The following is a 23,706-nucleotide window of genomic DNA, read 5'->3' as shown; positions in this document are numbered from 1 at the left end:
GAATGAAAACTCAGAGACGGGCATTTCTACATTCCGTCGCGGCCGCCTGCTTGGCGGCTTTTTGCGTTTCCGTGCAGGCCGAGCCGGACTTGCTGCAACCTGATGAAGCCTTCCGGGTGTCGGCTCGCCGGGTGGATGCGCGAGTGGTGGAGCTGGAGTACATCATCGCACCGGGCTATCACCTGTACCGCGACCGTTTCAGCTTCAAAACGGACAACCCAGCCGTGACGGTGGCCGGCGTTGAGCTGCCGCCACCGCTTGAAAAGTTCGACAAGGCGATGGGCCAGAACATGCGCTACTACACCGAGCGGGTGGCGGTGCGCGTGCGCTTGGCTGGGGGCAATCAGGCCGTCAAACTGGTGGCTACGGCACAGGGCTGCGCGGCGATTGTGGGGGTGTGCTATGCACCGATCACCAAGGCTTTCAGCGTGCCGGCAATGGGAGGAAGACAGGGATGATTAGCATGAACAACGTGGGCAGCGCCGGGCAGGCACTGCACTACTTTTCCGCTGACAACTACTACACCCAGGACGAGGGCTTGGAGCATTCCGAGTGGTTCGGCAAGGGGGCCGAGCACCTTGGGCTTTCCGGCAAGATTGATCGTCAAGCCTTCTTCGAGGTGTTGAACGGAAAGGTGGATGGCCAAGAGCTGGGCAAGTGGGTCAAGAACGAGGAAACCGGCGAGAAGGAACGCGAGCACCGGCCGGGCACCGACATGACGTTTTCCGCGCCCAAGAGTGTTTCTCTCATGGCCGAGGTGTACGGCAAGCGGGACGTGCGGGAGGCGCATGAGGCGGCCGTCAAGAAGGCACTCAGCCACATCGAAACCGAGCTGGCCAGGACGCGGCAAACCGTGGACGGGAAGACCGAAGCGGTACAGACCGGCAACGTGACTGTGGCCATGTTCCGGCATAACACAAGCCGCGACCTCGACCCGCAGACGCATACGCACGCCGTCATCATGAACGCCACCAAGCGGGAGGATGGGCAGTGGCGCTCCCTGACGAATGAAGAAATCTACAACGCCCAGCGCGTTATCGGGGCCATCTACACGTCCGAGCTGGCCGACCGGCTCCAGGCGCTGGGCTACGACATTCGCCGCACCGACGAGAAAGGCAACTTCGAGATTGCCGGTATCACCCGCGAGCAGATCGAGCACTTCAGCCAGCGCCGGGCAGAAATAGAGGCGGCGCTGAAAGCCAAGGGCGTGGACATCGACGATGCCAGCGCGCAGCAGAAGGAAGACGCCACGCTGAAGACCAGAGCGCGCAAGGTGGACGTGGATCATGAAGCCTTGATCGGGAGCTGGAAGGAACGAGCCAAAGACATCGGGATCGACTTCGACGCCATCCAGGCCAAGGCCGACGCGCAACGGGCGCAAGGTGGTGTGGTGCGCGCTGACAAGCTCACCGGGCGCGAGGCGATGTCCTTTGCGGCCGCACACCTGATCGAGCGCGAGGCCGTGGTATCCAAGAACGACCTCATGGCGGCGGCCATCGAGCACGGGGCAGGGCGCGTATCGGCATCGGAGGTGAAGCGGGCCTTCGACAAGCTGGAGAAGGATGGTGATCTGGTGGCCTTGCCTGACGGCAACTACACGACCAAGAAGATGCTGGGCAGCGAAATGTGGGCACTCGACCAAGTGCGCGCACAGAAGGGCCAGACGCCGAAGATGATGGAGCCGGAAGCGGTGGCAGCGCGGATCGTGCAGGCCGAGGGCCGGCAGGGCTTCAAATACAGCGAAGGCCAGAAGGAGGCCATCAGCAAGGTACTGACCACTGAAGATCGTTACGTGGCGGTGCAGGGCCTTGCCGGGACGGGTAAGACCACTATGCTCAAAGGCGTGCGCGAAATGGCGCAGGAGCAGGGCTACACGGTGCGCGGCATGGCTCCGACCGGGGCGGCCAGCAAGGTGCTGGCTAGGGAGACAGGTATTGCTACTGATACCGTCTCGATGTTCCAGATCAAGGAGCGGCAGCTACAGAAGGACATCGAGTTTGCCAAGCAGTACGCACCCGACTTCCAGCGCAAGGCGGAAGTCTGGATCGTGGATGAATCGTCCTTCCTGTCGCAGCGCCAGAAGGCCCAGCTCGACCACATGGCCGAAAAGGCCGGGGCCAAGGTGGTGTACCTGGGCGACACGCTCCAGTTGCAGGGTGTAGAGGCCGGCAAGCCCTTCGAGCTGGCCCAGCGGGACGGCATGGAAACCGCGTACATGACCGAAATCAACCGCCAGAAGACCGCCGACCTGAAGCAAGCCGTGGACATCATCACTGGCCGCGACAACCTGGGGGACGGCCAGCGGCTCACCCAAGTGGAGCTGGCCAACAACGCGCGGGCCTTCGAGTACATGGACAAGGCTGGAATGATCCGGGAAATTCCCGAGAAGTCCGAGGAGGACAAGGGCCGCCTGGTGGCGGCCGTAGTGCAGGACATCTTGAAGCTCGACAAGGCAGAGCGTGAGCGCACCATCGTCATTACCGCCTATAACGAAGACAGGCGGGCCATCAATGCCGGCGTGCGCGAGGGACTGAAGGAGCAGGGCGAACTGTCGCGCTCCGAGGATACGCGCGAAATCTACACCTCGAAGGGGTGGACGCGGGCCATGCAGAAGGAGGCGCAATACTACAAGGCCGGCGACGTGGTGCGCTTCGGGCGGGACTACCAGCAGATCGACGCCAAGAAGGGCGAATACATGCGCGTGTCGGCCGTGGATGCCCCCAATGGCACTGTGGTGCTCCAGAAGGAAGACGGCTCTGTGATCGCATGGCAGCCGAAGAAGCACAACAAAATCGAGGTGTACGACCGCGACACCCGCGAGCTGGCCAAGGGCGACCTGATCCGTATCACCCGAAACGAAGGCGAGTTCAAAAACGGCGAGGTGGCGCGCGTCACGGCTGTGGCTGGGGACAAGGTGACGCTGGAGCTGAAGCAAGGCAAGGATGTGTCACTGCACCAAGTGGATCTCTCTCGCAACAAGCATTGGGATCATGCCTACGCGCAGACGGTTCACGCCTCCCAGGGCGCGACTCAGCACCGGGCCATCTTCCACATCCGAGCGCCTCAGACCGAGAGCGAGAAGAAGCAGGAGCGGGCGCTGGAGAACATGGCCAAGGTCTTCGGGGATCGGAGCTTCTATGTCGGGGCCACGCGCGCCTCGCATGAGCTGCGCATCTACACCAACGACAAGGCGGTGGCGGCCAAGGCGGTGGCGGCGAAGCAAGACAAGACCAGTGCGGTGGAAACGCTCCGGCAACACGAACGGGCCACGGCAATCACGGCCGACAAGGCGGGAGAACGCCCGGTGTCGCCGCAGCGAAACGGTGACGTTCAACGGTAATCCCTATAAAATGTCAACTTACGCGCGCTGGCCTTAACCAACTTTCGCGCGCGAAAGTTGGCGGCTGGTTCTGCCTTTCGCCAGTAGGCAAGTCGGCTTAGACTTGTGTGATGAACCTTTGACTATGCTAAAGAACAAGCCATGACCGACCCAAAGGACGCCGAGATGTCGGCCGATGGGCAGGGAACTAAACGCCGTAGAACTCGCAATTATGGCGATCGCCGAACGGTATCCCTGCGGATGGACCCCGAGCTGCACGAGCGCATGATGGACTTGTGCGACGATCTGAAAATACCTGCCAACACCTATATTTCGGGACTCATCGAGACCGACCTGAAGAAACGGAAAAAGTGACCGCGCCATAGACGCCTCGCCCTGTTTGCCGGGGTGCCGAGAACCCGAATATCATGTGAGGTTCATCGGTGGATTCAGGGAGAGGCGCGCGTGTCTATTATTTCAACGATCAACTGGAAACGTCTGGCTTCGGTTTTTGTGCCGGGCGTACTGATCGCAGCCATCAGCATTTATGTGCTGGGCTTTCGTGCCCCGCCTTCCCCTGATCTTAGGGTTCTGCCCGGTAAAGCACTGGCCGCCTACGACGACTTCTACCCGATCCGCGCCGATGACACCGGGGCGCTATACCTGGATCGGGAATTGTTCGTGAAGGCGGTCAACTACCTCTCTCAGCATCCCTCGCCGCGCGCCGTGGCGGATTTGATCTACCTGGGCAACTCCAACAACGTCACCCTGTTGCTGGACGGGCCGACCAAGGCCAAGTACCTCATGCTGACCCAGCAGCCCGACTATGTGGCGCTGTCGGAGGTGGATCGGGAGAAGGATCGCATCTTCCAGTCCTATGCGGACATCGTGAACGGCATTGGCCAGACGTTCGCGGGCACGCCGGTAGAGATCGTCTTGCACGACACGCGCAACCCGCTGCGCTCGATTGTGGCTGTGCAGAACCCCATTTCCGGCCGCAGGCTGGGCGACACGAATACCAACTTCGGTATCCAGCTCATCAAGAACTACAGCTATGGCGAAGGGCAGGGCCAGGGGCGTGGTGCTTCGTTTGTGAGCTACGACCTCACCCTGAAAGACGGACGCGCGGTGAAGTCCACCACGATCCCGATTTTTCACGATGTGTACGGCTTGATCGGATTCATCTGCATCAATATCGACATATCGAAAATGGACAAGAAACACCCGGAATATATCGAGCATTTTGTTGATACCTTCAAGGCTACCATCGCCAATGACGCCATTAACGAAATGATCCAGAACAGCAAGCGTAAGAACTGATTTTCTCAACCCTCTCTGTAAAGGAAATGACTATGGACGCTGGAGCCATTCAAGAGCACCTGGAGCTGCTGCAATTCGATCTGGCGCGGCCGCTACTGGTAATGAAGGCCCCCAAGGGGATTCTCGGTTGCGGTTATATCAATGTGGAAACCTGCAACAAGACCGGCGAGGTTTGCGCCATCGTCACCGGGGTGAATACCTTTGACGACATGCGCAAGGCCAAGGTGGTAGCCACCTCGAACAAAGCGGTTGAGCTGGGCATCCAAGTGGGTGAGTCTGGCCAAGACGCACTGAACAAGATGCGGTGATTTAGACCGTGCCGCCTGGAGATTGGAGCAAGGCCATTCAAGTGGAAGTCATCTTCTATACGAGCTGCGCTTTTCTGCTGACCGTCTTTTTGGTCAGTATGGTGCTGGCTCTGCGCGGCAACCAGGCGGCCAAGTATTTCCTGTGGGTATGGGCGGCGCTGATGATCCTGGCGCTGCCGCTCATGAACCGGGCCAGCATGATTTCGCACATCGCCGCTGGCCTGATGCTTGTGTTTTTTCTCTACGTGCTCTACATCACCGTCCGCTATGGGATGGAGCGCGTGGACGTTTCTCACGAAGAAACCCGCCGTGTCCTGGCTGAATCGAACCGGCGCATTGACGAGGAACGGCGCACCCTTGCACGCCGTCTGCACGACGAGGTGAATCCCCAGCTCCTGCTCACGCGCAACGTACTGAAGCAGCTTGAGCCGCTGGTGGCTGGGAATGGGCGGGCCGCCGAGCTGCTGGGTAATGCCTCGGGAATGCTGAATGATGCCTATGCCGAAATGCGCGACATCATCAAGAACACGCGAATCGAGGTGATCGACTCCATCGGCTTCACTGCGGCCTTGGAGTCGCTGGTGGCCCACTACACGAACATTTCCGAAAAGCCGGCCATCACGCTGGAGCACGATCTACCAAAGCGGCCTGCGATGCCAGAGGCATCGGCTATCAGCGCCTACAAGATCATCCGGGAAGCGATTTTCAATGCCATCAAGCACTCCAAAGCTGCCCAGGTGCGCGTCAGCATCCACCACAACAAGGCGCTAGACACCTACAAGGTGGAAATCACCGATGACGGGGTGGGGATGAAAGCCACGGCTCGCAATGGAGAGCACGCCGGCATTGGACTGATCGACATGCGCGAGCGGGTGCGGGTGCTTGGTGGTGCGCTGAAAATACAGGCGGCCGATCCTGCCAACCAGAAGCGGCCGGGAACGAAACTCAGCTTTTCGTTTTCAGGGCAGTTGTCGTAATGCCGTGACGGATCGCCAGCTTGGTGATGTCAGCTTGGCTTTCAACGCCTAGCTTGGCTTTTACGCCCTTCATCAAGTGGCCAATGGTCTTGGTGGACAAGTCCATCGCGGTGGCAATTTCGGTCATGGATGCGCCATCGGCTGCAAGGCTGAAGGCCCGCATTTCGTTCTCATCCAGGAGCCGGTTCGGGTTCCGATCCTTGACGGCCGACCATGCGAGTAGGCGGGCAATCTCGGGGGAAAAGTATTCCTTGCCCTGGGCTACCGTGTTGATCGCCTCGTTGAGCACTTCCGTACTTTCATCCTTGCGCACAAAGGCCAGCACGCCGAGCTTGTAGGAACGCTCGATGATGTATTGGTCGTCAAACTGGCTAAAGACAATGATTTTGGCCGAGGGGTCGCGGGCCAGTAGTTCCTCGCACACGTCCAGCCCGTTCTCACCACAGCCTTTGCTGTCAAAGCGCACGTCGATCACCAGGACATCCGGCTTGACCTCTAAGAAGCGGTCGATCAGCCCATCCAGGCTGTAGGCCACCTCTACTACGTCGATCCCGTAGTCCTTCAATACATCGCGGAAACCGGCTACCAGCAGCCGGTGATCGTCCGCAAGAAATACTTTTATTCCCAAAACGTCACCTATTGGTTTGGGATCGTATTGATCCCGAAGTTCGTTGGCCATGCAGGCAGGCGCTGCCGTGCTTGGCGGATAGCGGCCATGCAGATCGGCGGTGGGTGCAACACCCTCGCCGGCGAGGCAATAACCGAATTTTGACAGAAAAGCCGCATTCGATATACCGCGCCCGGCTGATCTAGCCATGATCCGCACCGTTCGGGGGACGGCATTATACGTGCGAACTAACCTATTGCTTCCGCTGACAGGAAGTTATTTTTCTCCTGCATGGTATCATTTGGCCCCTTGTCGTGGGCATTTCATGCCTTTGGCAAGCTGGATTCGGCGGGTAAAGCGGGGCTGTCGGATGGGTGCCTCAACGCCACCTCCCACGATGACAAACCTAGGCTAGATGCCTTGTCGCTCTAGGTTTTTTCTGTTATCGTGCTTTCATCGTGAAAGCAAGTTGACTGCTACAATATCGCAATGGGAAACGCCTCTATGTACTTCTCTGCACGCGCACTGATCGCGGCGGCATCGCTGATGCTGCCGCTCGCTGCTTCTGCAACGTGCTGGGATGAGGCTGGGCGCGGCTACGGGATCGACCCCTTGCTGTTGAAGGCGATTGCCTGGAAGGAATCGCGCGGCTGGACGGGTGCAGTCGGCCCGAAGCTGAAAGACGGCAACCGCGCGCTGGGCCTCATGCAGATCAACACGATCCACCTGCCGAACCTCGCGCGCTTCGGCATCCGCCGTGAACACCTGTTCGACGCTTGCACCTCGCAGAAGGTGGGGGCCTGGGTTCTGGCTGACTGCATCCAGCGTTTCGGCGCTACCTGGAAGTCCGTGGGCTGCTACTACGCCGGCCCGGCATCGACCAATGTGAGCGCCCAGGTTGAGTACGTCCGCGACGTGCAGCGGTTCTACGAGGGCTACCGCAGACAGCAAGCCCACCAAATTTCAACTTCACCGGCCCAAGTGGCCAGTTTCCAAGGGGATTGATATGGCGTTGCCAGCCAAACCGTTTCGCATTTCTATCGTCTTTGCGCTGGCTGCTGCTGGCGTCACTGCTGCCAATGCGCAGTCACTGAACCAGCCCAACCCCCTGGATCGTCTCTCCGACGTGGTGCAGTTCGGCGTGCCCCGCGACACCAAGTTTGTGTTCTGCGACGGGGAAGACTGCCCGGAACGCTCCATCAAGCACCTGTACGTCCCGCCTCCACCGCCGCCTGCTGTCCAAGAGCCGGTCATGCCTGCGCCTCAATCCATCCAGCCGCCCGAAGAACTTTCGCACGCGAAAGTCCCGGCCAAGAAAAAGCCACTGAAGAAGAAGCGGAAGAAGCCCGCGATTCAGTACGAATGCAAGCCTGTCAGCAAACCGAAGTGATTGGCTTTCCGTCTTTGCGCATCCCCCTGGCGCAAGGCCCCACACGGGGAAATGCAGGGGTTCCAACCAACTTTCTACGTAGGAGTTATTGAAGATGAACGCAGCAATTCAAGCAGTCGATGTTCGCAGAGAAGCGGGCCAGTGGTTCAAGGCCCTGATGCTCGCCGGCCTGATCCTGGGTCTGATGATGCTGGCTTCCGGCGCATACGCCAGTGACGGCACGGAGTTCGACGCCGCCGTAACCAAGTGGGACGGCTGGGTGAAGGGCAACCTGGGCAAGCTGGCCGCCCTGATCGCCATCGGCGTGGGTTCCGTTGTCGCCGCCGTCAAGAAGGACTGGAGCTGGTTCTTCGGCGCGGTGGTGCTGTCGATGGGTATCGGCGTGATCGTCGGCATCGTCAACGCCAGTTTCACGGCCGTCATCTAAGCGCAGGAGGTGGCCATGTCCGAAAAAACGGATCTCTCTCACTACATCCCGCGCCGATTGGACGACGGAGCCAAATTCCTCTTTTGGGAAATGGACGTTGCCATGATCGGCCTCATGGGCGTGTTGGTTGGCATTGGCTCAGGCTTCCCGGTGATTGGGCTGTTCCTCGGTATTGGAGCGGCCTTTTTCTACGGGAAGCTGAAGGCTGGGAAGCATCCGGGCATGGCCACCCACCTCCTGTACTGGTTCACCGGGTTTCCCGAGCCGAAAGAGCTGCCGGGTAGCCACATTCGAGAACTCAATGGATAGGGGCTACACGCGCTATGGCACCAGATAAAGCAATCAATGAGCGGGACAAGTTGCAATCGCAAGTCCGCTTCCACCGCGCGATGAACGCGGGCCTGCTGGGCACTCTGTTTTTCGGGGTGCTGCTGCTGGGCTTCGTCGTCGTGCGCGACACAACCAAGATCGTGCCGCCTGAAGTTAAGCGGCCCTACGAGATTGGATCGAACTACGCCAATAAGGACTACCTGCTGGATATGGCCGGTTATGTCCTGGGCACGGTGTTGACCGTCACGCCGGAGACGGTTGATTACAACAACAAGGTGATTCTCAAGATGGCCGACCCGGACGGCTACGCCGGGTTGAAGACCGCGCTTGATGCGGCCGCAATGCGGCTCAAACAGGAGCGAGTCACCACTATTTGGGTTCCTCGCAAAGAGGAAGTCAGCGAGCAGGACAAGCGCGTGAAGGTCAGCGGAAAACTCAAGACCTTTATTGCCGACAAGCTCACTTCCGAACGCGAGAAGGACTATCTCGTTGAATTCACCATCACTACCTCGGGGCGTCTCTATGTTTCCAAGATCGAAGAAATCGTTAAGCGCGATCCTTCTGCTAACAAGCCTGCTGGCAACTGAAGCAGGCGCAACGCAAGTCGTTGAGAACGCTGACCGGGGCCACGTTCAAGTCAATATCTCGGTCAACGAAACCAACCGTCTCGCAATCGACGGGCGCCGCATTGCCAATGTGGTGCCCAGCGTGAAGGGCGTGCTGGCAGGCCAGAAGGACGAGGCCCTGGGGGCTTACTACTTCACGCTGGCCAGCGAGTCGCCCAACCAGGGCACGGTCACGGTTTTCGTGTCCGACGAGAAGGGCGTTACCTACAAGCTGATCCTCGTACCGCGTCCGGTGGCCGGCGAGGAAATCATCATCCGGCCGCCGAGCGAGAAGGCTACGCCTTCGAGCCGCGCAGCCGCTGATGGCCGCACCGTCTCCTACCAGCGCCGCATCAAGGACTTGATGCTGGTGATGGCCGACGACGAGCTGAAGGACAGCGTTGAAACCATCCAGGTGAACAAGGAAGTGCCTTTGTGGAAAGAGGGGCGCTTGATCTTGGTGGCCAAGTACATGGATGGCGAAGTGGTGGGCGAGAAATACCGCCTGACCAACGTTTCCCCCTCCGAAATGCTGCTGGTCGAGCAGGAGCTTTACCGCCGTGGCGTGCGCGCCATTGCCGTAGAGCACCACACGCTGATGCAGGGCGACGGGACGGACATCTACATCGTTCGGGAGCGCAAAGACAATGAGTGAGCCGAACGCACAAACAAAGAAACGCCAGATGATGCTCATCGGCGGGGCAGTGACCGGCATTCTCGGTCTGGCCGGGGCTGGCATGTTCCTGTTCGACAGTGGCCCAGCACAGCACCGCGAAAAGCCCAAGACCGTCAGCATCACCGCACCCGGCACCGTAGATGACAAGGATGCGTGGCGTGCGCAGCAAGCGGCCAAGGAGAAGTCCAACGAAGCCTTGATCGGGGAAGTTAAGACCCAGCTCAAGGCCCAAGAGGAACAGAACAAGAAGCTCGCGCAGGCGCTGGAGGAACTGAAGGCCAACAAGGCCGCAGCCGGTTCGGCTGGCAGCGCAACGGCTGCGAAGCCAGATGCTTCGGTTCTGGACAAGCCTTTGCCCATTGGCAACGGCACCGGGCCGGGCCAGCGTGTTCTCCAGTCACCGAACGGCAAGGGCGGGGCCACCACCCTAAACCAGCCGCTCAATCAGGTGGATGTGCCGGCGCGGCGGGAAGTGGAAATCATCACCTTCAACAATGCCGAGGGCAAGGGCGCAGCGGGCGCAGCCGTTGGCGGCGCTGGTGGCATCACCGAGGTGCTGGGCTTCCCAACCGACGAGAAGGCCAAGAAGTACGGCACCACCTCGGGCGGGGCAGACGGCAAGAAGCAGACCATCGAGTTCCTGCCGGCTGGCTCCTTTGTGCGCGTGGCCATGCTCAACGGCGTGGATGCGCCGACAGGCGGGCAAGCCCAATCGAACCCGCTGCCGGTGGCTTTCCATGTGCTCGATGTCGCCAATCTGGCCAACAAGCACAAGCTGGACATCAAGGATTGCCGCATCGTGGCCGCCACCTGGGGCGATCTGTCCTCAGAGCGGATGATGGGCCGCACCGAAACCCTGGCCTGCGTTATCAACGGCGAGGCCGTTGAAATGGCGATCAAGGGCCAAGTGATTGGGGAAGACGGCAAGGCTGGGGTTCGGGGCCGTCTCGTCACCAAGCAGGGCCAGTTGCTCGCCAATGCCCTGTTTGCCGGCGCGCTCAGTGGTATCGGCAAAGCCTTCCAGTCCTCCGCAACCATCACCAGCACAGGCGGCGGCGGCATCACGCAAACCATCGACCCGGACAAGATCGGGCAAGCCGCTATCGGTGGTGGGGTAGGCAGCGCGGGCCAGCAGCTCGCTCAGTACTACCTCAAGGCTGCGGACAAGCTGTACCCCGTCATCGAAACCGATGGCGGCCGTACCGTCGAAATCCTCATCACCAAGGGCGCTGTTTATTCCGGCAAGGCGCTCGCCAAGGACGATTACCGGGGCCTCCTGAAGCGCACCGGCACCAACTCCAGGAGATACGAAGATGATTAAACGAGTGTTGACCCTCGCGCTGGCTGCTGCGCTGGCTGTTCCCGCATTTGCCCAAGATGAAGCGCCCGCGTCCGTGGTCGAGAAGTTCAAGACCATGTACCCGAAGACGACCTTCAAGGAAATTCGCAAGTCGCAAGTTTCCGGGCTGTATGAGGTAGTGATGGGCGAGAACATCGCCTACACCGACGAGTCGGGCCGCTACTTCATTTTCGGGCACCTGTTCGACATGCAGCAGCAAGTCGATCTGACTGCCCAGCGCAAGCTCGATAGCAAGAAAACCGAGTTCCCGGCACAGCAACTTGGCCAAGCGATCAAGACGGTCAAGGGCGACGGCAGCCGAATCCTGGCCGTGTTCAGCGACCCGGATTGCCCCTACTGCAAGCAGTTGGAGGGCGAGCTGGCCCGTCTGGACAACGTGACCATTTACACGTTCCTGTACCCGCTCGAATCGCTGCACCCGGAAGCCAAGACCAAGGCCGTCAGCGTGTGGTGCGCGCCGAACAAGGCGAAAGCCTGGAGCGAGCTGATGCTGGCCGGCAAGAAGCCCAAGCTGGTGGCCTGCAACAACCCCGTCAACGACAACTTGGTGCTGGGTTCCAAGCTGGGCGTGGTGGGCACTCCTACCCTGATTGCCGCCGATGGCCGCGTCCTGCCTGGCTCCGCACCGGCCGAGAAGATCGACCAGTGGCTGAACGCCGGTAAGCCTGGCGCGCCGGCCGCTGCGCAGGAGGCAACCCAATGAAGCGCACCGCCTTGATGTTTGGTGCCGGCGCGCTGGCCTTGGCCCTGACGGGCTGCGGTTCGCTCGCTGGCCGCGACTGCGGCGCTTGCTGCAAGGGTGTCGGTTTCAGCGGCAGTGCCGCGCACGCATGGGAGGGAAGCAAATGAAGGCACTGGCCTTGAACTTTGGCATCGGGGCCGTGGTGGCCCTATCCGGTTGCAGCAGCATGTCTGGCTTTGATGCGAAATCCGAATTCGCGTGCAAGGCCCCGGACGGCATCTTGTGCGAGTCGATGAGCGGCATCTACGCCAATGCCCAGGCGAAGAACCTGCCGGGCCAGCGCGTGAATGCGCGCGGCGAGGCTCCGGTGGAACTTTCGCAGGCGAAAGCCGGCAGCAACGTGATGACCAAGCCCATCTACTCGGGCACGCCGATCCGCAGCGCACCGCGCCTGCTTCGCGTCTGGTTCGCCCCGTGGGAAGACACCGATGGCGATCTGCACGACCAGTCCTACGTGTACCTGCCGGTCGATTCCGGCCGCTGGCTGATCGAGCACAACCGCCGCCGCATCCAGGACAACTACCGGCCGGTACGCGCCCCGTCGAATGTGACGGCCCAGGCTGCGCAGCCGCAAACGGCCGGCGCTGGCCAGCAACGGCAAAGCCCTGGCGTGCTGGGGCAGCAGCCAACGCCTCCCGCTGACAACGGGATGGAGTCTATCGGCGTCCGTCAAGACCGCATGAGCAACGAGCAAGCCACCGAGCTGCTGAACGGAATCATGCGCCCCGGCAACGTCATCCCGGACAGCGAATAAGCATCGCTGGCCGGGCGGCCAACATGGAGAACATTCAATGCAAGACAGCATGATGGACAAGCTAAAGGGTGCTGCCGCCCGGTTTTGGGACGAAACCGTGCTGGGCAACACCTCGGATGTCGGGAGCCAGCCGGCCCCCGTGGCGGCCGCCAACGAGGTGACGAGCCTCTACGGGCTGCACAGCATCCTCAAGTACGACCAATACGACCCCGACACGGGCCTTTTCTACAACGACAACTCGGTGGCCTTCTGCTTTGAAGTCATCGCGCAAACCGGCGCGGACGACGACATGGCGAGCCGCCTCAATACGCTCTTTACCCCGGTGCCGCCGCACTACGGGATTCAGTGGTGCCTGTTCGGTAGCCCGGTGCTGGATGACCAGTTCCAAGCGTACATGGATCAACGCCATATCGCGGTGGACAACGGCAAGACCACGCCGTTCTTCCAGGAGCTGGCAAAGCGCCGCGTGGAGTACATCTACAAGGCAAAGGGCAAACCGCTTTGGCCCAATGACAACTACGTGGTGAAGAACATCCGCCTGCTGTTCTCCATCACCAAAGCCGGCTCCTTCCGTGACGCCAAGCTGGTGGAGGAAATGTACGAGCTGCGCGAGACGGTGCGCGCTTCGCTGCGCACGGCAAGCCTGCCGTCCTTCCCCTTGGATGCTGACGGGCTGATTAGCTTCCTGTGGCCGATCCTCAACCCCGAAAGCATGTTCAGCAAGGAGCCGTTCCCCGATCTGCGCTACGACGACGGGAAATCCATCAAAAACCAAGTCACGGCCTTTGGCCAGCATGTCCGCGTGAAGGCCAACGAGCTGCTGTTTGGCCTGCCGCCCGAGAAGCAGGGCGACGAAGACAAGCGCATCGCCGTGCGTGGCTTCGGCGTGCTTCAGTACCCGCAGAAGAAAGAGCTGTGGGAGATGGCCAACATCATCGGTTCGTTTTTCGATGACGGCCTTCAATACCCGTGCCCATTCCTGGTGTGCGGTGGCGTCTTCACGCTTGACCCCAACGTGGTGGACGGCAAGGCTCAGATCAAGGCCGCGCGCACCAAGCAAAACGCTAAGTCCAAGATGGCCGAATTCCAGCCCGAGCTTCAGGCCCAGGCGAATGATTGGGACATCGTGCTGCACCAGCTCAACAACGGGGGCAGCATGTGCGAGCTGTACCACACGCTGCTGCTGTTCGCACCCAAGCGCGTCATCAACCGGGCCAGCCAAGTGGCCCTGAACGTGTGGCGCAGCGAACGCTTCACGATCTGCCCGCTGCAACTGCTGCAACTGACGGCCCTGTATTCCAGCCTGCCCATGACGCTCACCGAGACGGTGCGCGACGACTTGCAGAAGCTACGCCTCATCACGTCCAAGACCACGGTGAACGCCGTGGACATGGCCCCGGTGATTGGCGAATGGAAGGGCGCAGGCGACCCTGTGATGATGTTCTTCGGCCGCCGTGGAACCCCTACCTTCCTCGACTTCTACAGCAACCAGCAGGGCAACTACAACGTGTTCGTGGCGGGTGTGTCCGGTTCGGGCAAGTCCGTGACCATGAACGAAGTCGTTTCTGCCTATCGCGGCATTGGTGCGCGGGTGTGGGTGATCGACGTGGGCCGCAGCTATCAGAACCTGATCCGGCTCCAGAAAGGCACCTTCCTGGAGTTCACGCCGAGCACGAAACTGTGCATCAATCCATTCAGTTGGGTGGGCACCGACGACGAGCTGGATTTCAAGTCCGAAATGCGGATGCTCAAGCCAATGATCGGCCGCATGGCGTCCCCCAATGCGCCGCTGACGGAATTCCAGTACGCGCTGATCGGGGAGGCGATTTCCGCCGTCTGGCAAGACTACGGGCAGGACACCAACCCGACCCGCATCCGCGACTACCTGTTGAGCAACATCAAGAACGAGTCGGGCAGCACCGAGCGCGTAGCCTACGAGCTGGCCAAGCAGCTCGCGCCGTTCACCAAGGATGGCGTCTATGGGGACTTCTTCAACGGCCGCGCCAACATCAGCTTGGACGCCGACATGGTGGGCCTGGAGCTGGAGGAACTGAAGAACGCTCCCGAGCTGCGCCGTGTGGTGCTGTTCGTGCTGACCTCGCGCATTGCCCACGACATGTATCTGACCCGCGACCGCAAGAAGCTGTGTCTGGTCGATGAGGCATGGCAGCTCCTGGGGGCCGACAAGGAAACCGCAGAGTTCATCGAGGAAGGCTACCGACGCGCCCGTAAGTACAACGGCATTTTTTGTGTGGGCACGCAAGGTATCGAAGACGCCTATAAAAATGATGCGGCCCAGGCGGCCTACAACAACGCCGACTGGAAGATTCTGCTGCGCCAAGACCGCAAGAACCTGGAAAAGCTGATCGAGGACGGCATGGTGAATTTCTCGCCGGCCGTGAAGCGGATGCTGCTGTCGCTGCGCACCGAGCGCGGCCGCTTCAGCGAAATGCTCATTTCCTCGCCTAACGGCGATTCCGTGGTGCGTCACATCCCCGATCCGTTCTCCCTGCTGATGGCTTCGACCAACGCGCAGGACTTCAACGAATGCAACGCGCTGCTGGAGCAGGGCCATTCCACGATGGAAGCCCTGGAAATCATGCTGGCCCGCCGCGCCCCTCAAGAACAACTGTCCCCGCGCCGGAGGAAAGATGACTGAACCGACCAATAACCCAACTCCCGACACGCCAGCTCCGACCGCGGCCGCCGCGCCGGCCGCCGACCGGATGCGTTATGTGATCCCGGCCGTCCTGTCCACCTTGCTCACGCTGGTGGCGCTCGCGCCAGTGGCCTACGTCATCAACCGCAACATGCCGGCGCGTGTGGCCACCGTGGATTTACAGGTGCTGGTGGAGGAAGACCAGAAGCGCACCCTCGACGTGATCGGGAAGGGCGGCGACGTGACCGACGAGCAGCGCGCCGTGGCGCAGAAGCTGACCATCGACTTTGCCAAGAAGCTGTCCGCGACCGTGGATGCGCTGGGGCAAGAGTGCAACTGCGTGATCGTCAACAAGGCGGCGCTGCTGGGTGGCGTGACCATCGACTACACGGATCAAGTCCGGGCGAGGATGAAGTGATGAAGGCGAAGCGCATCTACTGGACGGTTTGCGCGGGTGTGTTCGCCGTGGGTGCGCTGGCCGCTGCCACCACCCCTTGGCTGGATTACACCTTCAACCTGACCAACAGCCTGCCCGGCACCCTCTACGTGATCCACAAGGGCGGGGAAGTGAAGAAGGGCGAGCTGATCGCCTACCGCTGGCATGGCGGTGCGACCTATCCCGCTGGCACCACCTTCATCAAGCGCGTGGCCGGTGTGGCTGGCGACACGGTTAAACGGGCCGGCAGCGCGTTTTGGGTGAATGACCAATACATCGGCACCGCCAAGCCTTTCTCGAAGGCTGGCGTGCCTCTCCAGCCCGCGCAAGAGGGGGTTATCGGGGCTGGGGAGTATTTCGTTTCGACGCCCAACCCGAACAGCCTGGACTCGCGCTATGCGCTGACCGGCAACGTGAAGCAGGCCGAAGTCATCGGGAGGGCCTATGAAATTTTCTAAGCTGATCGCATCCCTGCTGATCGCCTCGATCCTGCCTGCCGCGAACGCGGCGAGCTTGGGCAGTATCGGGCCGACCTACCCGATTGGGGAGGAAAGCGCCCTCGACATGATTATGAAGAAGCTGCGCGAAAAGGAGCGCAGCGGCGAGCTGAAGCGGTTGCAGGAAGAAGCCATCCGCCGCTCGATGGGCAGCATCAAGAACATGAAGCCGGTGGACGGCATCACCACCGTGCGCGCCCGCGCACAACGCTTCATCGACCCCACCGTGACCTACACCAAGCCGGTGACGACCGACGACGGCCGCATCGTGGTGCCGGCCGGCACGAAGATCAACCCGCTGGACATGACCGGCCTGACGAAGACGCTGGTTTTCTTCGACGGCCGCGACCCCGAGCAGCGCGAAGCAGTGGGGCGCTTGGTGGCCAAGGGCGGCCAGCTCAAGGTGAAGCCGATTCTCGTTGCTGGGTCTTGGCTCGACCTCACCAAAGCCTGGAAGACCCAAGTTTTCTACGACCAGAAGGGCACCCTTTCCAAGCGGTTCGGCATCACGGCCGTGCCCGCCGTGATTCGTCAGCAGGGAAAGATGCTTGTGCTCGATGAGATTCCCGCGAAGGAGCTGCAATGAAACGCTGGCTTGTAATGGCTTTTATGGTGCTCGCGGCGACTTTCGCGCGCGAAAGTATGGCCGGCGTGTGCCAGGGCAAGTTTGCCAACCCGATCACCGATATTTGCTGGAGCTGCCTGTTCCCGCTCACGCTGGGCGGCACGCCGATCATGACGATGGGCCAGGAGGATACGGCAAACCCGAGTGGCTTCCTCTGCACCTGCACCAATCCGCTGCGCATTGGGATCAAGACGAGTTTTTGGGAGCCGGCGCGGCGCGTGGATGTGACCCGCACCCCGTACTGCTTTGTTTCGCTGGGCGGCATCAAACTCGATCCCGGTATCCGCGCCCCTGAAGGTGAGATCCGTTTGCAGCAGGACAACACCAAGCAGTCCAACTATCAGGTTCATTGGTACGCCGACCCGATCCTGTATTGGCTGGAGGTGATTCTGGATAACCCGTGCCTGGAGACAGGTTCCTTCGATGTGGCCTACATCACCGAAGTCGATCCGACGTGGAATGACGACGAGCTGACCATGCTGCTGAACCCGGAAACCTTCCTGTTTGGTAACCCCATCGCACAGGCTGCGTGTGCCGGCGACTGCGTGTTGTCCACTGCCGGCTTCGGCAGTAACGCGCTTTTCTGGTGCGCCGGCTGCCAAGGTTCGATCTACCCCTTCAATGGCCATGTGCAAGCCCACGTCTCGCACGTTCAAGCCAGTTCGCTCCTGGTGCAACGGATGACGGCCAAGCTGCACCGCGAATTCCTGATGTGGGGCACCTCCGGCGAAGACGGCCTGTGTGGCATCTATCCGGTGCCAGTGATGGACAAGACCCAATACAAGTACCAAATGCTCTACCCGATCCCGCAGACCGAGAAGATCAACGGCCGCTGCTGCCAACCCTATGGCCGCACGACCGCGATTTGGGGCGCTGGCAAGAGCTATCCGTATGCCGGCGAGGACTTCGCTTACATGATTTTCCGCAAGAAAAACTGCTGCCTGGGAGTGGGATTCTGATGAACAAAAAAACTGTCATCGGGCTGATGTTGCTGGCCGCTTTCGCCCGCGAAAGCGTGGCACAGAGCACGCCGACCGCATCCCAGCTCGACCAAGAACGCCAACGCATCGAGCTTGAGCGCAAGCAGATGTTCAACCCGAACAACCCCGCATCGAAGACCAAGACGGGCGCTATGCCCAACTCGGCCGACATCGACCGGGAAATGCGCCGGGTGGATAGTGAACGCAAGCAGATGTTCGACCCGAACAACCCCGCGACAAAGAACGCGGCCAACGTGTTCCCCAATGTGCCGACACCCGAACGCGCAGGAATCGACATCGAGGCGCTGGCCAAGCAGTACGAGCAAAAGGCCCAGGCACGGAAGATGGACGATCTGATGATTTTCGCCAGCTTCACGATGCCGGCCGAATCACTCAAGCGGATCGTCAGCCAAGCCAACCGAGTGGGGGCTTCTGTGGTGTTGCGCGGCTTCAAGAACAACTCGCTGAAGGATACGGCGCTGGCCATCCAAGAGTTGGGAGAGCAGGGTGGCAATGTCCTGGTGAATCCCAACGCCTTCACCAAGTACAAGGTCAAGGCGGTGCCCACGATGGTGCTGGCCAAGGCCGCGACTATCGACCAAGTGGATAACGAGGGCTGCGCCCTGCCTGACAACTTTGTGGCAGTGGCAGGCGATGTTTCGTTGGACTACGCCCTGGACGAGATTGTGCGCCGCGCACCCCAATTTGAGGCGGTGGCTTCTCGCTATCTTCGTCAAATGAGAGGTGGGCAATGAAACGGAGTATCTCCATCGCCGCAATGCTTGTCGCCGCGAGTTTGGCCAATGCGCAATCAATCAGTACGCCGGCCGACGCTTTCAACGCTGGCAAAGACTTCGCCAACACGGGTAAAGGTGCTGCCGGCAACATGGTCAACGGCACCACGGGGAGCCAGCAACTTCCTAATTACGGAACAACCGCGCCTGAGACGGCCAACTTCCAAGGGGGCAAGAACCTGATTGGCGCCGTGGGAGCCAATAAGCAGGTTGGATGCGAGAGCTACCGCGCACCCAATGCCTTTCAGCAGCAGGAGTGCGATGCGGTCAATTTCTTGTCGAAGACGCCGGCCACTCGTCCTAAGTACACCATCGACAAGGCGACCGACCCTTTGCTGACCGGATCGAAGTCGCTTATCAATAATCCCGGAAGCGTGCCCGGTGCGAGCAGGCAGCAATGCCGTGTTGAGCGTGTCAAGAATCCTGCGACGTTCGTTACTGAAACCTGCACTGAGTCGCAGACACTCGAAACCGTCAAATGCAAGCGCGGCTTTTCGGCCAATGTTGGAACCATTGTCGATACGCAATCTTTTGATGTGAATCGCGGTTCTGAAGTGCCGACGTGGAGCGCGCGCACCTTCCCAATGAACTTCAATGTTCGCGGCACCCCGGAGGGGTTCAAGATCACTTGGTATCAGGCTGACAACTACGGCCAAGTCTGGATCAATGGCACGCTGGTCTATCAAAACGTACTCGGTGGGTACGGCGACATGAGGAACGGAAGCGTTACCTCCGAGTATGTCGGTGATGGCGAGTGGGGTTGGTATCAGACCGTCTACAAGAGCGCGGGCGGTGTTTCTTTTGGTTCGTTCTACGACGACGGTTGTAACTGGGGTTGCCGTGGAACCGCGCCCAATCTCGACATTACCCGCTACATCAAGGAAGGCGATAACGAGATCGTGCTGGTTTGCGCCAACGCGAACGCTATTGGGCCTTGCTCCGTGAAGATCATCGGCACGGCCAAGAAGCTGGTCATGCTGGGTTCATTGATCGACAACCAATGTTCTACCTTGGAGCAGAGGGCGCAATGATGAAAAAACTCTTGTTGATTCTCTTTGCGGCCGGCTCCTTTTCCGGGGCTGCGTTTGCGGGTGATTGCCAGCGGCTTTCCAGTGTGTGTGTGGATGCCACTCCTGTGAAGAACATTCAGGGGCTGAATGTGACCGTGGAGCAGGTCGGAGGATGCTGGGCCTTTGAAGACACCTATCAATGTCGTAGCGCCGCGACCGTCAACGACTGCCAGCCGCTCCGTGATCGTGGGTGCGCGCAGATCGGAACGAAATGCGTGGACAAGGACGATGCTGGCACCTGCGTGATGTACGAAAGCAGCTACCAGTGCCCCGACAAACCTGAAACCTACACCGAGAAAACGGTATGCGATCAAAGCGCCTTCTGCCAGAACGGCGGGGCCGGGTGCTTTGATACCAGTTCCGCGCCTGATAAGGACTTTGGCCAAGCTGCCGTGATGATGGAGGCGGCACGCGAGGCCGGCGTGTACGGAATCGACCCCAACAAGGTCGAAATCTTCAAGGGCTACATGGAGGAATGCAGCATCAAGGTCTTGGGCGGCACCACGCTCAAGAGCTGCTGCAAATCGGCCGGTGGCGGCGCTGCATTCAGCAACTACGCACTCCTGGGCGCAGGCATGAAGGCGGCCGGCGAGGCTGGGCGCGAATCCATCGTGCTGGGTTCCAAGTACATGTACGACTCGCTGTATGGCCAGCTCGACAGCTCCCTTGTCGATAAGGGACTTGGCGCAATGAATAGCTGGGCATCCGGCTTGGGTGATGGTGTGTTCAACCCGCAATTCGGGTTCTACGGCTTCACCTTCGAGTTCACCTTTGCCAACGGCTTCCAGTTCGTCGGTTTCGACCCGTACAGCTTCGCCCTGTCCGTGGCAATCATGCTGGTGCAGGAATGGTTGAGCTGCGATTCCGCCGAGCAGGTCATGGCCATGAAGCGCGGCCAGAACCTGTGCGTCCACATCGAGACGTATTGCAGCAAGAAGGTGCTCAAGGTCTGCGTGGAGAAGAAGGAACGCCACTGCTGCTTTAACTCCAAGCTGGCCAAGATCATCAACCGCCAAGGCCGCGCGCAACTCGGGATGCCGATGAATAGCTGCGGGGGCTTCAACCAGGCGCAGCTCCAAGCCCTCGATTTCTCCCGGATTGATCTGTCCGAGTTCATTGCGGACATCGTGCCCAAGGATGTGCCGGCATCGACCATGAGCAACCGGGTACAGCAGACCGTCAACCAAAAAGTTCAGAGCTACTACGACCAATGAAAACTCTCTCTATCGCCCTCATTCTGCTGGCCTGCTCGACTTTCGCGCGCGAAAGCCTCGCTGGGCCAACCGTCTATACCCGGCAACACGACGTGCTGGCCGCTGCGATCCGCAACGGCAGCTCCAGCGGCGTCATGGAAGGGGAGGTGGCCGAGCACTTCACGCGCCAATTCCGCTCGACCGGGCCGCTGCTGGTGACTGCGAAGGTCATCAAGTCTTTCAGCCGCGCCGACTGCAAGCGCCTTGAAATGGTGTTCACCAAGAAGGACGTGGATACCCCACAAGGCCGCACCGACGCGATCCTGAAGACCCAGCTCAACTACTGCCTCGACGGCACCCCGCCAATTTCCGTGGAGTAAGCCAATGATGAAGCGAAGCCTTCTCCTGCTGGCCCTGCTGTCCGGGTACGCCAATGCGCAGTCACTGGATTACCCGTCTGTTTGGCAGTGCGATGCGAACAAGCCCAACTGGTACTGCGACATGGAAGACGCCAAGCCGCAACCTGTGCAGCCGACGCCGGCACCGGCACCGGCACCGGCACGGCAGCAGACTAGCCGCAAGGCTGACCAGCCAAAGCGTATCGAGCTGAAGGACATCAAGACCGCCGAGCAACTGCGACAAGAACTGAAGCGCCGGGAAGACGTGGCGGTGATGAACCCCACCGACCAGAACATGAAGGACTACCTGGAGCTTTGGCAGATGACGCAGGACAAGGGGGCTGTCTTCGCTGACAACTGGCGGCGCGTGGTCTGGCAAAACCCGAGCCTCGACTACGCGCAAAAGCGGCCGGTCAATAACTCCGCGATCAAGATTTACGACGAAGGCCGCATTCAGAACGAGGAACAGCAACTGAAGATGTTGGCCAAGGAGCACGGGCTGATCTTCTTCTTCCGTAGCGACTGCCCGTACTGCCATGCAATGGCCCCGACGCTGAAGATGCTTTCCGACAAGTACGGCATCGAGGTGCTGCCGGTATCAGTCGATGGCATGGGCCTGCCCGAGTTCCCGAACCCCCGCGACGGCCGCGCGCAAGCTGCGGCTTGGGGGATTGAGCGCGTGCCGGCGCTGTTCATTGGCTCAAAGCAGACCGGCGACCGTGCGCCCGTGGGCTTCGGAATGATGGCCCTGACCGAAATCGTCAATCGAATTTTTGTCCTCACCGGCACCAAGCCCGGCGATAACTTCTAAGGAGCTGCCCATGCTACTGAAAAAAGTAACGGCGCTGGTGACGGCATTTGCTTTCACCACCTCTACCTACGCCATGAACATGCAGGAGCTTTTCGACTCCGTGAATGCTCAAGGCAACGTCAGCAACCCGGCTGTGCTGCAAGGCCAGACGATGAACCTCTACACCGGGGGCAGTCTGTTCATGCGGATGCCCAAGCGCACCTACCAACTGGCGACGGTGACGCCGCCGAGCTGGAACGCTGGGTGCGGCGGCATTGACCTGTTCGCGGGCGGCTTCTCGTTCATCAACAAAGAGCAGTTCGTGGCCATGCTGCGCAACATCGGCTCGAATGCCCTGGGCTACGGCTTCAAGCTGGCCATTCAGAACCTGTGCCCGACCTGCGACAACGTGATGCAGGCCCTGCAAGCCACGGCGCAAGCTGCCAATCGTCTCAACATGGATTCCTGCGAGGCGGCCAAGGGGATCGTCAATGCGGCTGTGCCCGACACCTGGACGCGCGGCAAGCAAAACGCGGCCAAGAACTTCGGTGTGGACACCAACATTTTCGAGAACATCACCGACGCTTGGACAAACGTGATGAACAGTGAAAGCCGGGCCAACCAAACGGTGAACTCGGCGGCCAGCGCGCGACCCGAGGCGAAAGACCAGCTCCCGACCGGCAACGTGGTTTGGAAGGCGCTCAAGAAGCTCGATGGCGTCACCGACGAGCAACGCATGATCCTGATGTCGATGATCGGCAGCATGATTTTCCCGACCGGCGACACCCCGCAACTGCCTATCCCGCTGCTGCGCAAGGAAATCACGGTGGAGGCCCTGGTGGGTGCGCGTACCACCTCCGACACCATCACGGTGCCGATCTGGCGTTGCGACACCACCAGCGCGGACGGCTGCTTGAGTCCGACCGAGGATGAAGTGACCACCAAGAGCTTCAAGACGATGGTGCGGGAGAAGATGGAAAAAATCTCCGACAAGATCGCCAACCGTTCAGCTCACGACGACATGGCGGCCACCATCGGCTTCCTGAACGCAACCGATCTGCCCATCTACAAGATGCTGGCCGTGACGACGACCCTCAACAACACCTCGATGGCCGACGCGCTGATTGGCCGTTACCAGGAGCTGATCGCCGCCAAATACGCCGAGGTTTACATCCAGCGTGCCGTCACCGACCTGCGCGGCGCGATGGCGAAGTTCTCTGCCGCAGCCGATGCCACCCAGGCCGCCGAGCTGGGCAAGATGAAGCCCGAGCTGGAGGAAATTTCGCGCGCGGCAAAGCAGGTGCTGGCCACTGCCTACTCGCAGACCATCAGCACCTACAACATCGCCCAGGAGGTGCAGTACATGGAGCGTGCGCTGAATGCCAACCTGTCGCAGACGCTGCGTAACTCGCTCGCCTTCGGCAAGAGCCTGCGCTAAGGGAGCACGCC

General features: G+C 60.3%; 28 protein-coding genes. 27 read left to right on the top strand and 1 reads right to left on the bottom strand.

Annotated elements, in window-relative coordinates; translation table 11 throughout:
* Positions 1-2: 2 nt before the first annotated feature.
* The 6 genes from I3K84_RS20910 to I3K84_RS20885 all read left to right on the top strand — a co-directional run bounded on the left by I3K84_RS20910 (position 3) and on the right by I3K84_RS20885 (position 5,924).
* Positions 3-458 carry a protein-disulfide reductase DsbD N-terminal domain-containing protein gene (locus I3K84_RS20910; protein WP_009242072.1) on the top strand — a complete coding sequence of 152 codons (456 nt, stop codon included), beginning with the start codon at positions 3-5 and terminating at the stop codon, positions 456-458.
* A complete protein-coding gene (gene mobF / locus I3K84_RS20905) occupies positions 455-3,340 on the top strand; it encodes a MobF family relaxase (protein ID WP_196996204.1) in 2,886 nt (961 codons plus the stop codon). The genes I3K84_RS20910 and mobF overlap by 4 nt, the downstream gene beginning before the upstream one ends.
* Before the next feature lie 141 nt (positions 3,341-3,481).
* Positions 3,482-3,694, top strand: coding sequence for a hypothetical protein (locus tag I3K84_RS20900; RefSeq protein WP_009242074.1), 213 nt, complete (start codon positions 3,482-3,484; stop codon positions 3,692-3,694).
* A gap of 90 nt (positions 3,695-3,784) precedes the next feature.
* Positions 3,785-4,639, top strand: a complete 855-nt coding sequence (locus I3K84_RS20895) for a PAS domain-containing protein (RefSeq protein WP_009242075.1) — start codon at positions 3,785-3,787, stop codon at positions 4,637-4,639.
* Between the two features lie 32 nt (positions 4,640-4,671).
* The gene (locus I3K84_RS20890; RefSeq protein ID WP_009242076.1) at positions 4,672-4,947 is read left to right on the top strand and encodes a YunC family protein; all 276 of its coding nucleotides are present in this window, start codon (positions 4,672-4,674) and stop codon (positions 4,945-4,947) included.
* A 41-nt stretch (positions 4,948-4,988) separates the two neighbouring features.
* Positions 4,989-5,924 carry an ATP-binding protein gene (locus tag I3K84_RS20885; protein ID WP_231403504.1) on the top strand — a complete coding sequence of 312 codons (936 nt, stop codon included), beginning with the start codon at positions 4,989-4,991 and terminating at the stop codon, positions 5,922-5,924.
* Here the strand turns inward: I3K84_RS20885 and I3K84_RS20880 are convergent.
* Positions 5,893-6,741 carry a response regulator transcription factor gene (locus I3K84_RS20880; RefSeq protein ID WP_231403503.1) on the bottom strand — a complete coding sequence of 283 codons (849 nt, stop codon included), beginning with the start codon at positions 6,739-6,741 and terminating at the stop codon, positions 5,893-5,895. The genes I3K84_RS20885 and I3K84_RS20880 overlap by 32 nt on opposite strands.
* A gap of 294 nt (positions 6,742-7,035) precedes the next feature.
* Here I3K84_RS20880 and I3K84_RS20875 point away from each other — a divergent pair, with 294 nt between their 5' ends.
* From I3K84_RS20875 to I3K84_RS20775, 21 genes are all read left to right on the top strand, one after another.
* A complete protein-coding gene (locus I3K84_RS20875) occupies positions 7,036-7,536 on the top strand; it encodes a lytic transglycosylase domain-containing protein (RefSeq protein ID WP_009242079.1) in 501 nt (166 codons plus the stop codon).
* A 1-nt stretch (position 7,537) separates the two neighbouring features.
* Complete coding sequence (locus I3K84_RS20870) at positions 7,538-7,921, top strand: hypothetical protein (protein WP_009242080.1); 384 nt, start codon at positions 7,538-7,540, stop codon at positions 7,919-7,921.
* A 94-nt stretch (positions 7,922-8,015) separates the two neighbouring features.
* A complete protein-coding gene (locus I3K84_RS20865) occupies positions 8,016-8,348 on the top strand; it encodes a TrbC/VirB2 family protein (RefSeq protein WP_196996202.1) in 333 nt (110 codons plus the stop codon).
* A 15-nt stretch (positions 8,349-8,363) separates the two neighbouring features.
* Positions 8,364-8,657 carry a type IV conjugative transfer system protein TraL gene (traL, locus tag I3K84_RS20860; RefSeq protein ID WP_009242082.1) on the top strand — a complete coding sequence of 98 codons (294 nt, stop codon included), beginning with the start codon at positions 8,364-8,366 and terminating at the stop codon, positions 8,655-8,657.
* A 14-nt stretch (positions 8,658-8,671) separates the two neighbouring features.
* The gene (locus I3K84_RS20855; protein ID WP_009242083.1) at positions 8,672-9,265 is read left to right on the top strand and encodes a type IV conjugative transfer system protein TraE; all 594 of its coding nucleotides are present in this window, start codon (positions 8,672-8,674) and stop codon (positions 9,263-9,265) included.
* Complete coding sequence (locus tag I3K84_RS20850; RefSeq protein ID WP_009277744.1) at positions 9,201-9,938, top strand: type-F conjugative transfer system secretin TraK; 738 nt, start codon at positions 9,201-9,203, stop codon at positions 9,936-9,938. The genes I3K84_RS20855 and I3K84_RS20850 overlap by 65 nt, the downstream gene beginning before the upstream one ends.
* Positions 9,931-11,280 (top strand): TrbI/VirB10 family protein, encoded by a 1,350-nt coding sequence (locus I3K84_RS20845; RefSeq protein ID WP_009242085.1) that lies wholly within the window; start codon positions 9,931-9,933, stop codon positions 11,278-11,280. The genes I3K84_RS20850 and I3K84_RS20845 overlap by 8 nt, the downstream gene beginning before the upstream one ends.
* On the top strand, positions 11,273-12,022 hold the full coding sequence (locus tag I3K84_RS20840) for a DsbC family protein (RefSeq protein ID WP_009242086.1): 750 nt from the start codon (positions 11,273-11,275) through the stop codon (positions 12,020-12,022). Before I3K84_RS20845 ends, I3K84_RS20840 begins: the two co-directional genes overlap by 8 nt.
* Complete coding sequence (locus tag I3K84_RS20835) at positions 12,019-12,168, top strand: hypothetical protein (protein WP_009242087.1); 150 nt, start codon at positions 12,019-12,021, stop codon at positions 12,166-12,168. The genes I3K84_RS20840 and I3K84_RS20835 overlap by 4 nt, the downstream gene beginning before the upstream one ends.
* Complete coding sequence (gene traV / locus I3K84_RS20830; protein WP_196996201.1) at positions 12,165-12,815, top strand: type IV conjugative transfer system lipoprotein TraV; 651 nt, start codon at positions 12,165-12,167, stop codon at positions 12,813-12,815. Before I3K84_RS20835 ends, traV begins: the two co-directional genes overlap by 4 nt.
* A gap of 37 nt (positions 12,816-12,852) precedes the next feature.
* A complete protein-coding gene (gene traC / locus I3K84_RS20825) occupies positions 12,853-15,474 on the top strand; it encodes a type IV secretion system protein TraC (protein WP_196996200.1) in 2,622 nt (873 codons plus the stop codon).
* A complete protein-coding gene (locus tag I3K84_RS20820) occupies positions 15,467-15,892 on the top strand; it encodes a hypothetical protein (protein ID WP_196996199.1) in 426 nt (141 codons plus the stop codon). The genes traC and I3K84_RS20820 overlap by 8 nt, the downstream gene beginning before the upstream one ends.
* Positions 15,892-16,368 (top strand): S26 family signal peptidase, encoded by a 477-nt coding sequence (locus I3K84_RS20815; protein ID WP_009242091.1) that lies wholly within the window; start codon positions 15,892-15,894, stop codon positions 16,366-16,368. Before I3K84_RS20820 ends, I3K84_RS20815 begins: the two co-directional genes overlap by 1 nt.
* Positions 16,355-16,993: a type-F conjugative transfer system protein TraW gene (gene traW / locus I3K84_RS20810; protein ID WP_196996198.1), complete on the top strand. Its 639-nt coding sequence runs from the start codon at positions 16,355-16,357 to the stop codon at positions 16,991-16,993. The genes I3K84_RS20815 and traW overlap by 14 nt, the downstream gene beginning before the upstream one ends.
* On the top strand, positions 16,990-17,991 hold the full coding sequence (gene traU / locus I3K84_RS20805; RefSeq protein ID WP_196996197.1) for a conjugal transfer pilus assembly protein TraU: 1,002 nt from the start codon (positions 16,990-16,992) through the stop codon (positions 17,989-17,991). Before traW ends, traU begins: the two co-directional genes overlap by 4 nt.
* Positions 17,991-18,767 (top strand): type-F conjugative transfer system pilin assembly protein TrbC, encoded by a 777-nt coding sequence (gene trbC / locus I3K84_RS20800; protein WP_196996196.1) that lies wholly within the window; start codon positions 17,991-17,993, stop codon positions 18,765-18,767. Before traU ends, trbC begins: the two co-directional genes overlap by 1 nt.
* Positions 18,764-19,837, top strand: coding sequence for a conjugative transfer aggregate stability protein (locus I3K84_RS20795; protein WP_196996195.1), 1,074 nt, complete (start codon positions 18,764-18,766; stop codon positions 19,835-19,837). Before trbC ends, I3K84_RS20795 begins: the two co-directional genes overlap by 4 nt.
* Positions 19,807-21,090 carry a conjugal transfer protein TraN gene (locus tag I3K84_RS20790; RefSeq protein WP_231403502.1) on the top strand — a complete coding sequence of 428 codons (1,284 nt, stop codon included), beginning with the start codon at positions 19,807-19,809 and terminating at the stop codon, positions 21,088-21,090. The genes I3K84_RS20795 and I3K84_RS20790 overlap by 31 nt, the downstream gene beginning before the upstream one ends.
* On the top strand, positions 21,087-21,449 hold the full coding sequence (locus I3K84_RS20785; protein WP_009242097.1) for a hypothetical protein: 363 nt from the start codon (positions 21,087-21,089) through the stop codon (positions 21,447-21,449). Before I3K84_RS20790 ends, I3K84_RS20785 begins: the two co-directional genes overlap by 4 nt.
* A 4-nt stretch (positions 21,450-21,453) precedes the next feature.
* Positions 21,454-22,278, top strand: coding sequence for a conjugal transfer protein TraF (locus tag I3K84_RS20780; RefSeq protein ID WP_196996194.1), 825 nt, complete (start codon positions 21,454-21,456; stop codon positions 22,276-22,278).
* Positions 22,279-22,288: 10 nt separating this feature from the next.
* Positions 22,289-23,695, top strand: a complete 1,407-nt coding sequence (locus tag I3K84_RS20775; RefSeq protein ID WP_009242099.1) for a conjugal transfer protein TraH — start codon at positions 22,289-22,291, stop codon at positions 23,693-23,695.
* Positions 23,696-23,706: the final 11 nt, after the last annotated feature.

The sequence above is a fragment of the Diaphorobacter sp. JS3051 genome, from assembly GCF_015832135.1.
In the GTDB taxonomy this organism is placed as follows: domain Bacteria; phylum Pseudomonadota; class Gammaproteobacteria; order Burkholderiales; family Burkholderiaceae_C; genus Diaphorobacter; species Diaphorobacter nitroreducens.
The sequence above is the reverse complement of the archived record's forward strand: the minus strand, read 5'-3'. Positions and strand labels throughout refer to the sequence as shown.

Bases quoted from the DNA above. Each gene is read 5' to 3' on its own strand.
- traV (WP_196996201.1), top strand. From the start codon at position 12,165: ATGAAGGCACTGGCCTTGAACTTTGGCATCGGGGCCGTGGTGGCCCTA.
- I3K84_RS20845 (WP_009242085.1), top strand. From the start codon at position 9,931: ATGAGTGAGCCGAACGCACAAACAAAGAAACGCCAGATGATGCTCATC.
- I3K84_RS20840 (WP_009242086.1), top strand. From the start codon at position 11,273: ATGATTAAACGAGTGTTGACCCTCGCGCTGGCTGCTGCGCTGGCTGTT.
- I3K84_RS20775 (WP_009242099.1), top strand. From the start codon at position 22,289: ATGCTACTGAAAAAAGTAACGGCGCTGGTGACGGCATTTGCTTTCACC.
- I3K84_RS20815 (WP_009242091.1), top strand. From the start codon at position 15,892: ATGAAGGCGAAGCGCATCTACTGGACGGTTTGCGCGGGTGTGTTCGCC.
- I3K84_RS20780 (WP_196996194.1), top strand. From the start codon at position 21,454: ATGATGAAGCGAAGCCTTCTCCTGCTGGCCCTGCTGTCCGGGTACGCC.
- I3K84_RS20890 (WP_009242076.1), top strand. From the start codon at position 4,672: ATGGACGCTGGAGCCATTCAAGAGCACCTGGAGCTGCTGCAATTCGAT.
- traL (WP_009242082.1), top strand. From the start codon at position 8,364: ATGTCCGAAAAAACGGATCTCTCTCACTACATCCCGCGCCGATTGGAC.
- I3K84_RS20785 (WP_009242097.1), top strand. From the start codon at position 21,087: ATGAAAACTCTCTCTATCGCCCTCATTCTGCTGGCCTGCTCGACTTTC.
- traU (WP_196996197.1), top strand. From the start codon at position 16,990: ATGAAACGCTGGCTTGTAATGGCTTTTATGGTGCTCGCGGCGACTTTC.
- I3K84_RS20875 (WP_009242079.1), top strand. From the start codon at position 7,036: ATGTACTTCTCTGCACGCGCACTGATCGCGGCGGCATCGCTGATGCTG.
- mobF (WP_196996204.1), top strand. From the start codon at position 455: ATGATTAGCATGAACAACGTGGGCAGCGCCGGGCAGGCACTGCACTAC.
- trbC (WP_196996196.1), top strand. From the start codon at position 17,991: ATGAACAAAAAAACTGTCATCGGGCTGATGTTGCTGGCCGCTTTCGCC.
- I3K84_RS20835 (WP_009242087.1), top strand. From the start codon at position 12,019: ATGAAGCGCACCGCCTTGATGTTTGGTGCCGGCGCGCTGGCCTTGGCC.
- I3K84_RS20880 (WP_231403503.1), bottom strand. From the start codon at position 6,741: ATGGCTAGATCAGCCGGGCGCGGTATATCGAATGCGGCTTTTCTGTCA.
- traC (WP_196996200.1), top strand. From the start codon at position 12,853: ATGCAAGACAGCATGATGGACAAGCTAAAGGGTGCTGCCGCCCGGTTT.
- I3K84_RS20900 (WP_009242074.1), top strand. From the start codon at position 3,482: ATGACCGACCCAAAGGACGCCGAGATGTCGGCCGATGGGCAGGGAACT.
- traW (WP_196996198.1), top strand. From the start codon at position 16,355: ATGAAATTTTCTAAGCTGATCGCATCCCTGCTGATCGCCTCGATCCTG.
- I3K84_RS20870 (WP_009242080.1), top strand. From the start codon at position 7,538: ATGGCGTTGCCAGCCAAACCGTTTCGCATTTCTATCGTCTTTGCGCTG.
- I3K84_RS20910 (WP_009242072.1), top strand. From the start codon at position 3: ATGAAAACTCAGAGACGGGCATTTCTACATTCCGTCGCGGCCGCCTGC.
- I3K84_RS20795 (WP_196996195.1), top strand. From the start codon at position 18,764: ATGAAACGGAGTATCTCCATCGCCGCAATGCTTGTCGCCGCGAGTTTG.
- I3K84_RS20865 (WP_196996202.1), top strand. From the start codon at position 8,016: ATGAACGCAGCAATTCAAGCAGTCGATGTTCGCAGAGAAGCGGGCCAG.
- I3K84_RS20850 (WP_009277744.1), top strand. From the start codon at position 9,201: ATGTTTCCAAGATCGAAGAAATCGTTAAGCGCGATCCTTCTGCTAACA.
- I3K84_RS20790 (WP_231403502.1), top strand. From the start codon at position 19,807: ATGTTCTACCTTGGAGCAGAGGGCGCAATGATGAAAAAACTCTTGTTG.
- I3K84_RS20855 (WP_009242083.1), top strand. From the start codon at position 8,672: ATGGCACCAGATAAAGCAATCAATGAGCGGGACAAGTTGCAATCGCAA.
- I3K84_RS20820 (WP_196996199.1), top strand. From the start codon at position 15,467: ATGACTGAACCGACCAATAACCCAACTCCCGACACGCCAGCTCCGACC.